We start from the raw sequence: 12,815 nt of genomic DNA, 5'->3' as shown, positions 1-12,815 counted from the left end.
CGGCCACGGAGAAGCCCACATGCGCCCCGATCAGACCCTGGTCATCCTCCAACGCGAGGGCACACGCATCACTGCGCGCACCAGCGAACCCTTCATCCAGGAAACCGCCGCTAGCGCGTCGGAGCGTGAGCACGAGTACAGCCACTTGACCACGCCGCTTCGGCAGCGCGGCGTGGCCTGCACCGTCGAGTACGGCCTCAGTGACTACATCGTCCGCGCCGAACTTCCCGACGGCAGCTCCCTGATCATCTCTCCGCCCCAGGAACCGGCCACCGACCACCCGCCCGGGTATCCGGAGAGCTGGTTGGTGACGCGCGGGCATCCCGATGACTCCACGCTCCACGAAGTGATCTACGACTCGGAGCCCGACGGTCCTCATGCCCGGCATGGCGGCAGCGTCCCCCGCCTGTTCGCCGCCATCGACGCGCGCCTGGATCAGCTCGGCCTGTCGCCCCGACCGGAAGCCCGGCGACTCGCTCAGGAGAGCGCTGCCGACGCGGTGCTTCACCGTGCGGGATTCGTCCCCGTCGTGCTGTTCCGCGAGCGCTTCTACCGACTGCCCTCCGCCATGACCGACCTGGTCGAGCAGCGACAGATGGTGACCCGGGCCTTCGACATGCTGCAGGCCGAGGGCTTCGACGTCTCGTGCGACCCCGACCTGCTCGACCCCAGCCGGCCGCCCCCTGGCGATCACGGGCTCAGCCTCGGCGACCGGCTCGGCTACCTGACCCAATCCATCCAGTCGGCGGCACATACGAGCGAGGCCGTCGCCGCACTGAGCGAGCTGACCGCTCCCGGTGACGGCGTTCTCCAGCGCGTCGTCGAGTCCCTCAACACGACGGCCGACTGGTGGGAGGGCCTGGGCGCACCCGCCGATCCCCACTACGCGAACCGACTGCGCTACATCACCAAGAAGCTCGACTCCTACGCGCTCGAAATTCGGTCCATGCGCGGCGACCTGGCCGACCGGCACACCGACCACCCCGACAGGGTCCAGGCCCGGGTGGACCGAGTCGCTCCGGAGGAGCCTGCGGGGCCCCGCGTCGCCGCCGCTCTCGCGATCTCGCCGACCGCACGGCGCACGACCCTAGCCGGGCTGCCGTCAGCTTCAGCCGTACGTCCCGCCCTGCCTCCCGCCCGCCCCTCGTCCGCACCTGGTCGCTGACCGCTGCCCAGCTTGGAGCCCGCCGTGTCCCGCACCAGCAGAACCATCCCCGCCCTTGACCGCCCCTCTACCCATGCCTGCACCGGATGGATCCGCCATGCCCACCCCCGAGCACGACCCGCTTCCCGACATCGCATTCGGCCGCCACCCCGACTTCGGCATCGTCGTCTCCAACCCCAAGCAACTGGCCGCGAGCGCCTGGATGTTGAAGGGATTCGACTTCCACCCCGTCCCCGACCACCCCAACCTGTACGCGCTGGCCAACCAGCAGCGCGACGGGCAGGACCGCGCCACCCGGGCTGTCGCGCTGCTGCGCAAGGCCGGCTACCGAGTTGATGTGGACGCCGCGTTCGACCCCTCTCTGGCCTCCGTACCGGCGCCCGCCCGCGACCGGCCCCCGCGCGCTGAGCCGGACGTCGCGTTCGCCGAGCATCCGCAGCTCGGCGTGGTCGCCGCCACCGCCGACGGTTCCTCCGCTCTCGGCGGCCGACTCATCCTGGAAGAGAACGGCTGGCGGCATAACCCGAGCCTGGACATCTACACGCTGCCGATCACCACCGACCGCGGCCAGGCGCTCGGCAAGGTAGCTCAGGCCACCATGGCGATGCACCGTGCCGACCTCCAGGTAGCCGTGCAGCCCGCCCTCGCCCGGGACATCACCCCACGCCACCCGCCCGCACCGTCGGCGGCGCGCCATGAACGCGGCCCGGACGTCGCCCCCCGCCGGTTCCCCGTCATGAACGCCGCCGCGCTCGCTGCCAGTCCCGTCCGCGCCGGCCTGCCCGGCAAACCTCCGGTCCCCACGCCCGCCGCCTCCGTCTCGGCTTCCCGCTCGGTGGACCCGCGCGTGGCGTTCTCCCGCACCCCCTGACATCCAACACCCGTAAGGAAAAGCTCCCATGGCCGTGAAAACCATCTGGCACATCGACTTCTCGTGCGGGCACAGCGGCGCCCGCGACCTGTCCGACCGGGCGGCCGACCGCCGCGCGGGCTTCGCCGAGTGGCTCGCCAAGCAGGAGTGCACCGATTGCTGGCGGTCCGCGAAGGAGGGCGACGAGCAGGACAAGGCCACATGGCTGGAGGCCAAGCGCGCCGAAGAGCAGGCCGAGTCCGATGCCTGGTCGGAGCAGTACCGGATGCCGCCCCTCGAAGGCCGCGAGCGCGCCATCGCGTGGGGCGTGCGCTGCCGCCACCAGGTCCTGGCTGCCGCGTACACCGCTCTGGTCCTCGAAGGCGAGAGCAGCGAGGCGGAGTGGGAGGAGATCGAGGAAACGGCTCGCACGATCACCCGCGCCGGGTGGTGGATCGACCAGCGCTCCTCCGAGCCCGGCGACCTGACCGAGCTGCTCCAGGCGGCCACCGTAGCCGACCGGCCCACCGAGAACCCCCACTTCTGACCACCCCGGTGCCCCGCCCCGTCGGGGCACCGGATCCCTCTCCCTGCCAGATGCGGATACCCCATGGCCGAGTACCCCTTGCGCTGCGATGTGCGGCGCACCGAGAGCACCACCGATCTGCTCGCCGACCTCCACCACAGCGAGCCTGGCTTCGCCCCTTCCTGCTCACCGCCTGGTCGCCGGAGTTGACCGCCCAGGACGCCGTCGTCCTGCCCTACCTGGCGCTGCTGCTCGACGAGCCCCTCGCCTTGCGTAAACCACGGACCGGACACATCGCGTCCCAGCGGCTCACCTGGCACTGCGCGATCCGCAAACACCACCGGTGTGGAACTCGACGACGACTGGTTCGAGCTGACTCGCGAGGTCCTCGACGCCACCGGCATAGAGCCGGACGACGACCCGGCCGCCTGCCGGTGGGCCGCTCTGCGCAACCAGGCCAACGGGCTCGACATCGTTGCCACCGTCATCCGCCAGGACGGCCGCTGGGCTCGGCTACACAACGACGCGTACTTCGCACGCTCCGCCTGTCTGGACTTCGCCTACGACTACGGCCTCGACGAGCCACGGTGACCGCAGGCGTCTATCACCCATCTCCGGCCGGGCCAAATCGCGGATTCTGCGGATCCTCTCTCCCTGACGGCCCGGCCACCCGGGCTCCCGTTCGCCACTCCCCTTCGAGGTAGACGCCGTGATCGCCCACCTGCAGCGCGCCAGCGACACCGCCGGTCTACTCACGTATCTGTACGGGCCGGACGAGCGCGGCAACCACACCAACCCCCGTCTGATCGCGGGGGACGGCCACGGCGCCCCGATCGAGATGCGCGCCCAGCCCGACGCGCTGCCGTACCTCGCCCGCGCCCTCGACGCACCCGTCGAGCGTCTCGGGGCCCGCGCGCCCGAGCGGCCGGTGTGGGTCTGCTCGGTCCGCTCCGACCTCCGGCATCCCGACCTGACCGACTCGCAGTGGGCCGAGGTGGCCCGCCGGGTGGTAGCGGTCACCGGCATCGCCCCGGAAGGCGATCCGGACGCCTGCCGGTGGATCGCCCTGCGCAACCAGTCCCACCGGGTCTACGTCGTGGCCACTCTCGCCCGAGAGGACGGCAGCCTCCACAACGCCTATCGCGACGCCTTCCACCTGCAGACCGAGTGCCACCGCATCGCCACCGAACTCGGCCACCTGCCCCTGGCCCCATGCCCAACACCCCTCGCCCAGGAGTCCCACGTGCCTGCCCCCTACGTCACCATCAATATCGAGCCCAGCGGCAGCGTCTCAGCGAGGGGCGCCAGTGACGACCTGTCCGCCACGCTCCTCAAGCACGCCGGATTCCAGCAGATCGAGGACTGGCACGGCCGCCGCCACCGCCTTCCGACCACCACCCCGACCGCTGACCGCGCTGCCATCGCCTCCCACGCAGCCGAGATGCTCCGCGCCGCCCGGTACAGCGTCGACCTGGACCCCGACCTCGACACCAGCCGGTTGACCACCCCAGCCAACCCTCTCGGGCTCTACACCGCCGGAGCCGAAGTCCTGCGGCTGACCGACCAGATCAGGGCCGCCGAGAACGGCGCCGGTCTTGCGCAGGCGGTCGATCACCTCCTTCATCCCGAGCACGGCGCCCTGGAACGCGTCCGGGAAGCACTGGAGGCGGCAGGCGAGCAGATATCCGACCTCGACGACGAGGCGTATGCACTGGCCGACCGGTTCGGCTTCGCTGCGGAGTTCGTCAGCTCGGCGCAGTCGGAACTCGTCGGATCGGATACCGAGTTGCGCCGTGTCGGCGACTCGCAGCAAGACCAGGTGGAAGTGCGAGAGGAGTCCCCAGCCCTCACGGGCTCCCGAAGTGCGGCGCTCGCCACATCGCCTGCGGCGGCCAAGGCCAAGGCGTCCTCAACGCTCGGCGCTGGAGCACCGGAGATCGGCGCGGCCGTACGTCCGTCGCAGGTCCCCGGTCACCGGACCCGGTGACCCCGATGCTCTCCTCCCGTACTCCCTCCGCCAGCCTGCCGCGCACCTACCTGATGCGGGCCACCGACGCTCTGGCCAGCGCGACGGCCACCTACGCGATCCCGCTCCTGGTCCTGATCACCACCGGCTCCACCGCCCTGACCGGTCTTGCGTTCCTTCTGGAGTGGACGCCGCGCCTGGCCGCCTTCGCCTTCGCCGGATCACTGGGCGACCGGTGGGGTGCCGGCCGCGTCTTCCGAGCGTCCAACCTTGTCCGTACCGCCGTGGTCGCGCTGGCCGGCGTGGTGCTGCTGATGCTCCCCAGCGCCGGAGCTGCGACCACCTGCGTGGTCCTGGCGTTCGGGGCTGCCTCCGGGCTGCTGGCGGAGGTCTCCTTCGTCGCGGTGGAGACTCTCGGTGCCGAGGCCAGCCGCCGGTTGGGCGATGCCGCGCACCGTGTCCAGGCCGTGCAGACCGGGATCGACCAGGGCGCGGTGCTCGTCGGTCCGCTCCTGGGTGGTCTGTTGTTGTTGGCGGGGCCGACCGTGCTGCTGACCCTGGTCGGGGCATTGGCTCTGACCGCCGCCGCGACCACGCCGAGCGGCGGAACCGTGGCGGAACACCGCCCGGTGCCCAGCAGTCTTCTGACCGGGTGGTGGACCCTGCGCCGTATCCCGGCGCTTTCCTGGCTGGTCGGCGGTCTGGCCGCCTCCAACTTGGCCACCGGTGTCCTGCAGGCCGCCGCCCCGATCACGGTCATCCACCACTTCCACTACTCCGCCGCCGCCGTAGGTGCGGTCTGGAGCGCGGCAGCCGTCGCCTCCCTGATCGCCGTGTGGGCCACCCGCCGGGCGATCGACCGCTTCCAGGTCTGGCCGGTAGGCGCGGTGGCCGCCGCTGCCTCGACGGCAGCCTGTCTGGCCACCGCCCTGGCCCCGAGTTTCACCGCCTACACCGCGGCGGTGGCGGTGGTCATGGCTGGCGACGGCGCGCTGACCGTCATCCTGCGCACGCTGCGCTCCCGCCTCATCCCCGCCCAGGCGTTCGGCTCCACTCTGGCGGTGACGATCATCCTGGTGCTGCTGCCCCTTCCCCTGGCCGGAGCTCTGATCGCGGCCGTTCCCACCGCTGAACTTCCGCACCTGTTGCTGGCGTGCGCCGTCCTGCAGGGCCTGGCACTGGGCGGGTGCTTCGGCGGCCTGCGTCGGCACCGAGCGGCCTGCGAACGGTCCCACCTGCAGGTCCCTGTGCTCAAGGAGGAGCCAGTCCAGCCGGCGGACGCACCGTGACCAGCGGCTCAACGGCTCAGTGAATCTCGACCTTTCTTCCCTTTCACTCCCAACTCCCGCCCCACGGAGGCTGTCCCATGTCCCGATGCACTCGTATCGGAGATCCGCTGCTGATAGTCGTCGGCGGAACCGATCCCGTATACCGGGGCTACTGCGTCGAGCAGGCCGCTGCCGCATATCCGATCGCGTTGATCGACGCCAAGCCGCCGACCTGGCAGGAGCACCTGGTCGTCGACCACGAGGTCGCCGACACCCACGACCCTGCGGCCGTGGTCGCCGCCGGCTTGGCCCTGGCCGAGCGCCATCCCATCGCCGGAGTCGTCACCTGGGACGAGTACGCCCTGGTCCCGACCGCAGAACTCGTCGCCCGCCTCGGGCTTGCGGGCAACAGCGTGGCGTCGATGAACGCCTGTCGGGACAAGGCGACCAGCCGCCGTCGGTTTGCCGAGGAGCAGGTGCCGTCGGCGACGTCCACCCGCGTCGGCACCCTGGCCCAGGCGGCGGCTGCCGCGCACAGCACCGGCTTCCCCGTCGTCCTCAAGCCCTCCGCGCACGCGGGCAGCATCGGCGTGATCCGCGTCGACAATCCACAGGAGCTGCCCGCTGCCTGGGAGTTCGCCTCCGCCGGAGCCGGTGAGCAAGGACCGGAGGGCAGCGGCGTGCTGGTCGAGGAGTACCTCTCCGGGCCGGAGATATCGGTGGAGTGCGTCACCCAGTACGGCGTCACGATGGCGCTGGCCGTCACCCGCAAGGAGGTCGCCTTCCCGCCGTACTTCGAGGAGGTTGGCCACACCGTCACTGCCGGAGACCCGCTCCTGCCCGAGGTCGCCCCCGTCGCTGTCCAGGCCGTGCGGGCGCTGGGCGTCACCGACGGCGTGCAGCACGTAGAGATGCGCCTCACCGCCTCCGGCCCGCGGATCATCGAGGTCAACTCCCGTATCGGCGGCGACCTGATCGGCAAGCTTGTCCACCTGGCCACCGGCCTCGACCTACCCCGGATCGCCGCCGACGTCGCCTGCGGCAAGGTGCCCGACCTCACGCCCCCGACGCACACCACCGCCGCGATCAAGATCCTTTATCCTCCGGCCACCGGCACCCTCTCCGCACGGCACCTGGCCGTCGGGCCCGATGACCCGTGGCTGCGCCAGGCGGCCTGGCTGCGCGCCATCGGCGACCGGGTCGCCCTGCCACCGGAGGGAAATCTCGACACCAAGCGGGTTGGCTTCCTCATCGTCACCGCCGACAGCCCCGCCGCCGCCCACGACCGGCTGGAGGCCCTGATCGAGGGGCTGACTCTGGCGGTCACTGCGTGAACCGAGCGCTGTCTCCATCCGCCAGACCGGCCAAGGGCCGAGGGGCCTATCCATCCAGGTGGGGAGCACGCACTGCGCGTGCTCCCCACCTACCCGGCACCGATCCAACACCACGACCGAGGAGGAACAGTGCCCGAGTTCTACCCGAGCATCGGCGAGGCCATCGGCGCCGCGATGCAGCACAACATCCGGCTTGCACACGGCGGCGAGCCGTCCGGCTCCGACACGCCCCTGCAGGTCCGACACCTGCCCCATCCATCGGCCGACCCGTACTCCGTCCCGGGGATGATCGCCCGGCTCACCGAGACAGCAACTCCCCAAGAGGTCGCCGGAATCATCGAGGAGGTCAACGAAGCCCTGGTCGGAGCTCTCGCGCAGCTGACCGAACTCGTGGCCGCAGCGGCCGACTGGACCCGGGCCCGTCTGACCTTCGAGAACCCGCACCACAACCCGACCTTCGAGACGTGGACACGGCTGGCCGCCGCCACCCGCCTGCTGCGGGACGTCCAGGAGGAGCTGGAGGTCGCCGAGGACATGATCGCCGCGTGCCCTGCGGAACTCAGCGACCGCAAGTACCGCGGCGAGGTGCCTGTCCTGCGGACCAGGGAACTGCTCAGCGACGTCCTCGGTGACGACGCGGTCGCAGACACCAAACCGTCCGCCTCCCAGAACCCGGAAGCGGACCGGCAGCGAGCCGCCCGCGCCTCCTCCCCGCACGCTGCCACCCGGCGGGCCACGCCCTCCGGCGGCGCAACGTCCGAACCACCGGCCGCCGCGCCGCCGCCCCGGTCGCCGCGCACCCGATGACCTCGACCACCGGCCCCTTCCCGGAACAGGAGCTGCCCCGATGACCAGCAGAAGAGCACCGCGCGCCCCGCCCCGCCTTGTCCGCTCTCCCTCCCTGGATCCGCCATGCCCGCCCCGCGTACCAGCGCGCCCTCGACCACCACCGGGTCCGACGCGCTCCTCTACCTCCTGTTCGGCGTCCTCGGCGCCGCCATCGCCTTCGGCTCCCTCGCCTGGCTGACCGGCAACCTCACCAACTCCCTCGTCGGCGCCGGCCACTGGGCGCCGTTCAAGGCCACCGACGCACTGCTGCACCCCGACGTGCTGTGGCCGCATCTGAGCCCCACCGCCCTGCTAGTCGGCGCGCGACTCGTCCCCGGCCTGCTCTCCGTCTACCTCACCGTCACCGGCCTGGTCCTGTGGCTGCGGCTGCGCGGCGGCGCGAAGAACGGCCTCGCCCGCAAGCAGGATCTCGCACCGCTGCTGGACAAGGAGATCACCGCAAAGGCGAAGAGCCTGCGGCCGAGCCTGTCCGATCTCAAACCGAAAGACGTCGCTCCCGCCGACCGCGGCATCCTCGTCGGCACGCTCTCCCCGGGCCGGGCCGATGTACGCGCCTCCTGGGAGGACGTGATCGTCGCGATCATGGCCCCGCGCTCCGGCAAGACGTCCGGGCTGGCGATCCCCGCGATCCTCGCCGCTCCCGGCCCAGTGCTGCTGACCTCGAACAAGGCGGCGAACGACGCCTTCACCGCGACGGTGGACGCCCGCGCCAAGGTCGGCACGATCTGGACGCTCGACCCGCAGCAGATCGCCCACCACCCGCGCGAGATGTGGTGGGACATCCTGGCCGACGCCCGCGACCTGGCCGGGGCGAAACGTTTGGCCGGACACTTCGTCGCCGCCAGCGTCGACGAATCCAGCGGCTCCGACTTCTGGTCCACCGCCGCATCGAACACTCTCGGTGCGCTGTTCCTGGCCGCCGCCAGCCACCGGCGCCCGATCACCGATGTCCTGGCCTGGCTCGCCTCCCCCGCCGACCGCACTCCGGTGGACCTGCTCACCGATGCCGGCCACGACGCGGTCGCCGCCCAGCTCCAGGGCACCGTCAGCGGGGCCACGGAAACGCGGGACGGCATCTACGAGACTGCGCGGCAGTACGCGAGCTGCCTGCTCGACCCGGACGTCGCCGCCTGGGTCACCCCCAGCAAGCACCTTCCCGAGTTCAAGCCCTCCGCGTTCGCCACCTCCCGCGACACGTTGTACCTGCTCAGCAAGGACGGCGGCGGCTCGGCATCGGCGATCATCGCCGCGGCGGCCGATGCGGTGATGCGCGCGGCCGTGGTCGTCGCCGAGCGCTCCGGAGGGCGGCTCGACCCGCCCGCCCTGTGCGTCCTCGACGAAGCCGCCAACGTCTGCAAAATCTCCGATCTCCCGGACCTGTACAGCCACTTGGGCTCACGGGGCGTGATCCCGATGACGATCCTGCAGTCCTACCGACAGGGCCAGCGGTGCTGGGGCGAGGCAGGCATGGACGCCCTCTGGTCCGCCGCCACGATCAAGATCATCGGAAGTGGAATCGACGACGCCGACTTCGCCGACCGTCTGAGCAGGCAGGTCGGTGACCACGACGTGCAGACCACGTCGGTGTCGACCAGCGACGGCGGCAAGTCCACCTCGGTGAGCATGCGCACCGAGCGGATCCTGCCCCCCGACGCGATCCGCGCGCTCCCCAAGGGCAAGGCGCTGCTGCTCGCCACTGGTATCCGGGTGGCAATGCTCGACCTGCGGCCCTGGTACAAGGAGCCCGCCGCCAAGGTGGTCGGTCCGGCCTCGGCCCGCGCGACGAAGGCCATCACCGAGCGGGCCATCGCCAAGTCCCTGGGCCGCGACGACTTCGGGCTGTCGGCATGAGCGCCCCGACGCTCAAGGTGCTCTCGCTCGGTGCCGGGGTCCAGTCGACATGTCTGCTACTCATGGCCGCCGAGGGCCATCTGCCCGGCCTGGACGTGGCGATCTTCGCGGACACAGGCTGGGAGCCCCGCGCCGTCTACGACCATCTCGACCGGATCGAGCGGGAGATCGCCGAGCCCGCCGGCATCCCGGTCCTGCGGGTGTCCTCCGGCCACATTCGATCCGATGCGCTTGACCCCTCCAAGCACTTCGCGTCGATGCCGTTGCACATCCTCAACTCCACTGGCAGCGAAGGGATGTCACGGCGCCAGTGCACCGGCCAGTACAAGATCCGGCCGATAAAGGAGAAGGTCCGCGAGCTGCTCGGCTACCCCTACCCGCAGCGTATCCCCGCCGGGGTGTTCGTCGAGCAGTGGATCGGTATCTCGGTGGACGAGTTCACCCGGGCGAAGGACGCGGACGTCGCCTACATGAAGAACCGGTTCCCGCTGATCGAGACCGGGTTCTCCCGCTCGGACTGCCTGCGGCTGCTGCGCTCGCGTGGGTTCGGCCAGACCCCGAAGAGTGCGTGCCTGGGGTGCCCGTACCACGGCAACGCCCAGTGGCGATCACTGCGCGACAGCTCGCCCCAAGAGTGGCGCGACGTCGTGGAGTTCGATGCCGCGATCCGTTCGGGCAATGCCCGGGCGACCGCGGAGGGCACGCCGCTGCTCGGCCAGGCGTATCTGCACCGCAGTCGCCGGCCTCTGGACCAGGCACCGATCGACCGGGTCACCGCCCACGAGTGGTCCGGACGTCAGGGCGACATCTTCGACGCGCTCGCGGACGCCGAACTGGAGAACGGTGATCCGGACGGCTGCTCGCCCTGGTCCTGCCGCTCCGGCGCCCCCGTCCAGGCCGACGTCGACCTCACGGCCTGACTCTCCCCCCTCTACCTGTTCAGGAGTCCCTCGTGTCCTCGCGCACTCCATCCTCCCCTCTGGCGCGTTCCGAACGCCTCGCCCGGTCACCGGTCGTCCGGCGCGGCGGCCAGTGGTGGCTGGTCACCGGTTCCGGCTCGGTCCTCGCCACCGATCCGACGTTCACCGGCGAGCTGGACCGCTTCACCGCCGCAATGGCCGCCGCGGACCAGGCCATCGCCGATCTCCGCTCCCAGCAGGACGATCCACCGACTCCCCACCCCGGGCGGCAGCGATGAACCCCCTGCTGAGTGCCGAGCAGGCGGTGCTCGGCTCGGTGCTGCTCGACCCCGGCCAGCTCGCGCACCTCGACTGGCTCGCGCCGGATCACTTCTACCGGCCTGTCCACCAGGCGCTGTTCGCCGCCCTGCGCAAGCTCCGGACCGACGGCCACCCCGCCCTGGCGACCAAGGAACCGGTGCCGCTGTCCTGGGTGACCGATGCGGTCGACGAGGCCGGCCACCACGTCCGGGGGCTGACCGCGGTATACGCCCACATCCTCATCTCGGCCTGCCCGCGCCCCGAGCACGCCCCGGTGTACGGCCGGATGGTGCTGGAGGGAGCGATCCATCGAAGCGTGACCGAGCACGCGATCCGCCTCCACCAGGCGGCCCGTGCCGACGCCCTCCAGGGTCAGGTGGAGGGAGCGCTGCACCATGCGGACGTCCTGGCCGGGGTACTCGGGGACCTCGCGCGCCGCTGGGGGTCCGAACCGAGCCCGGTCGCCCCGGCCACGCCGCCCTCCACAGCACCCGTCGCGCCACCGCCGGTACGGGCGGACCGGGTCGCCGAGGACGAGCAGTTCCTGCTGGCGGTCCTGGTCGAGCGGCCGAAGGTGATGGACGAGGTCGTCGGCTGGCTGCGACCGGGCGACTTCGCCGACCCCGCCCACGGCCAGCTCTACCGCTGCCTGGGCGCACTGCACCATCGCGGCGAGCCCATCGACCGGATCACCTTGCTGTGGGAAGCCCAGCGGCGCGGTCTGCTGGCCGACGGCACGCTGACCGCCGAGCAACTCACCGCCATCTGCGACGGCGTCGGCCCCGGCAGCGCCGAGTGGCTCGGCGAGCAGATCATGCGCTCCTCCGTCACCCGCACGGCTGCCGCCTCCGCCCGCGCCATCCGTGCCCTGGCCGAGAACGAGACTCTGGCCCCCGGGAGGCTCATCAGCCACGCCCTGCACGCGCTCGGGCCGCTCGACGAAGTGCGCGCCCGCTGGCAGACCGCGAACGGCCACCCCGCTCCGGCGCCGCCCCCCGCACCGCCGACCGAGGGACCCCCGACGGCGCAGGTCCACGCCGCCCTCGCCCGAAGCACACCACGACCGGCCGCACGGCCCTCGGAACGCCCAGGCCCTGCCTCCACGCCATCAGCCGCGCGACCGCCCTCGCGCACCCACGGCTGAACCGTCCTCACCCACCAACCCAGCCCATCCGGCTGTCCTCACCTCTGGAACGCACCGTGGACAACACCCCCATCTCCGACGCCCTGGCCCTGCGCGCCACGGCCTCCGCCTTCGACGCCCAGCGCGGCAAACTGCCGGTGCCCGCAGACCCCCACCGCTCACCCGATGCCGTCGCCGTCGCACGCCAGATCTCCGAACTCGGAAAGCTGATCGCCGACTTGGGCGACGAGGTCCTCTTCCGTGCCGCTGGCCAGGACCAGGCGCCCCACACCGCTCGGGTGATCACCAGCTTCGCCGCCGCCGTCGAGCCCGCAGGCGAAGCGGCTTCCGCCTTGGGAGCGGTGGCCCACCAGCTCGCTTTCCTGAACCAGACCGAGAGTCTGCGCGACCAGCCCGACGCCAGGGATGCCCGGGAGGCAGCCGTACGGGTGATGGAGGACGCACTCGCCACCGCCGACGCGGCCCTCCGCGACGGGGCCAACTCCCTGCACGCCGCATCGGCAACGGTCTCTCCCCCGTCCGTTCGGCTCCAGGCTGCCCGCAGCCGGTCCACGACCGCCGTGCCCGCTATGGGGCAGCTGCCATCCGGCGTCACCACGGTGGTGGCGTCCTCCTCGGACCGACTCGCACGGGGCCGGTGAC

Annotated in this window: 13 protein-coding genes; all 13 read left to right on the top strand. The window is 71.4% G+C overall.

Translation table 11 applies throughout. The features are described from left to right. Window positions 1-19 precede the first annotated feature (19 nt). The 13 genes from OG595_RS23865 (at window position 20) to OG595_RS23805 (ending at window position 12,814) form a co-directional block, all read left to right on the top strand. Complete coding sequence (locus OG595_RS23865; RefSeq protein WP_244901786.1) at window positions 20-1,165, top strand: hypothetical protein; 1,146 nt, start codon at window positions 20-22, stop codon at window positions 1,163-1,165. A 97-nt stretch (window positions 1,166-1,262) separates the two neighbouring features. Beyond that, window positions 1,263-2,036, top strand: coding sequence for a hypothetical protein (locus tag OG595_RS23860; protein WP_329275187.1), 774 nt, complete (start codon window positions 1,263-1,265; stop codon window positions 2,034-2,036). A 28-nt stretch (window positions 2,037-2,064) separates the two neighbouring features. Further along, complete coding sequence (locus OG595_RS23855; protein WP_046703815.1) at window positions 2,065-2,562, top strand: hypothetical protein; 498 nt, start codon at window positions 2,065-2,067, stop codon at window positions 2,560-2,562. 324 nt (window positions 2,563-2,886) lie between these two features. Next, window positions 2,887-3,132, top strand: a complete 246-nt coding sequence (locus tag OG595_RS23850; RefSeq protein WP_046703816.1) for a hypothetical protein — start codon at window positions 2,887-2,889, stop codon at window positions 3,130-3,132. Between the two features lie 118 nt (window positions 3,133-3,250). Then, window positions 3,251-4,528, top strand: coding sequence for a hypothetical protein (locus tag OG595_RS23845; protein ID WP_244901631.1), 1,278 nt, complete (start codon window positions 3,251-3,253; stop codon window positions 4,526-4,528). A 5-nt stretch (window positions 4,529-4,533) separates the two neighbouring features. Next, complete coding sequence (locus OG595_RS23840; RefSeq protein WP_046703817.1) at window positions 4,534-5,796, top strand: MFS transporter; 1,263 nt, start codon at window positions 4,534-4,536, stop codon at window positions 5,794-5,796. 77 nt (window positions 5,797-5,873) lie between these two features. After that, on the top strand, window positions 5,874-7,109 hold the full coding sequence (locus OG595_RS23835) for an ATP-grasp domain-containing protein (RefSeq protein WP_046703818.1): 1,236 nt from the start codon (window positions 5,874-5,876) through the stop codon (window positions 7,107-7,109). A gap of 129 nt (window positions 7,110-7,238) precedes the next feature. After that, window positions 7,239-7,916: a hypothetical protein gene (locus tag OG595_RS23830; RefSeq protein WP_046703819.1), complete on the top strand. Its 678-nt coding sequence runs from the start codon at window positions 7,239-7,241 to the stop codon at window positions 7,914-7,916. Window positions 7,917-8,021: 105 nt separating this feature from the next. Continuing rightward, entirely contained in the window at window positions 8,022-9,809 is a 1,788-nt protein-coding gene (locus OG595_RS23825) for a type IV secretory system conjugative DNA transfer family protein (RefSeq protein WP_046703820.1), read from the top strand. Continuing rightward, window positions 9,806-10,729 carry a hypothetical protein gene (locus OG595_RS23820; protein ID WP_244901632.1) on the top strand — a complete coding sequence of 308 codons (924 nt, stop codon included), beginning with the start codon at window positions 9,806-9,808 and terminating at the stop codon, window positions 10,727-10,729. The genes OG595_RS23825 and OG595_RS23820 overlap by 4 nt, the downstream gene beginning before the upstream one ends. 32 nt (window positions 10,730-10,761) lie before the next feature. Further along, a complete protein-coding gene (locus OG595_RS23815; RefSeq protein WP_046703821.1) occupies window positions 10,762-11,007 on the top strand; it encodes a hypothetical protein in 246 nt (81 codons plus the stop codon). Beyond that, window positions 11,004-12,173, top strand: a complete 1,170-nt coding sequence (locus tag OG595_RS23810) for a DnaB-like helicase N-terminal domain-containing protein (RefSeq protein WP_046703822.1) — start codon at window positions 11,004-11,006, stop codon at window positions 12,171-12,173. Before OG595_RS23815 ends, OG595_RS23810 begins: the two co-directional genes overlap by 4 nt. A 56-nt stretch (window positions 12,174-12,229) precedes the next feature. Beyond that, entirely contained in the window at window positions 12,230-12,814 is a 585-nt protein-coding gene (locus OG595_RS23805) for a hypothetical protein (RefSeq protein ID WP_052769539.1), read from the top strand. Window position 12,815 lies beyond the last annotated feature (1 nt).

Origin of the sequence: Streptomyces sp. NBC_01451 (assembly GCF_036227485.1) — a bacterium.
Taxonomy (GTDB): domain Bacteria; phylum Actinomycetota; class Actinomycetes; order Streptomycetales; family Streptomycetaceae; genus Streptomyces.
This window is presented reverse-complemented; position numbering and strand designations above follow the sequence as displayed.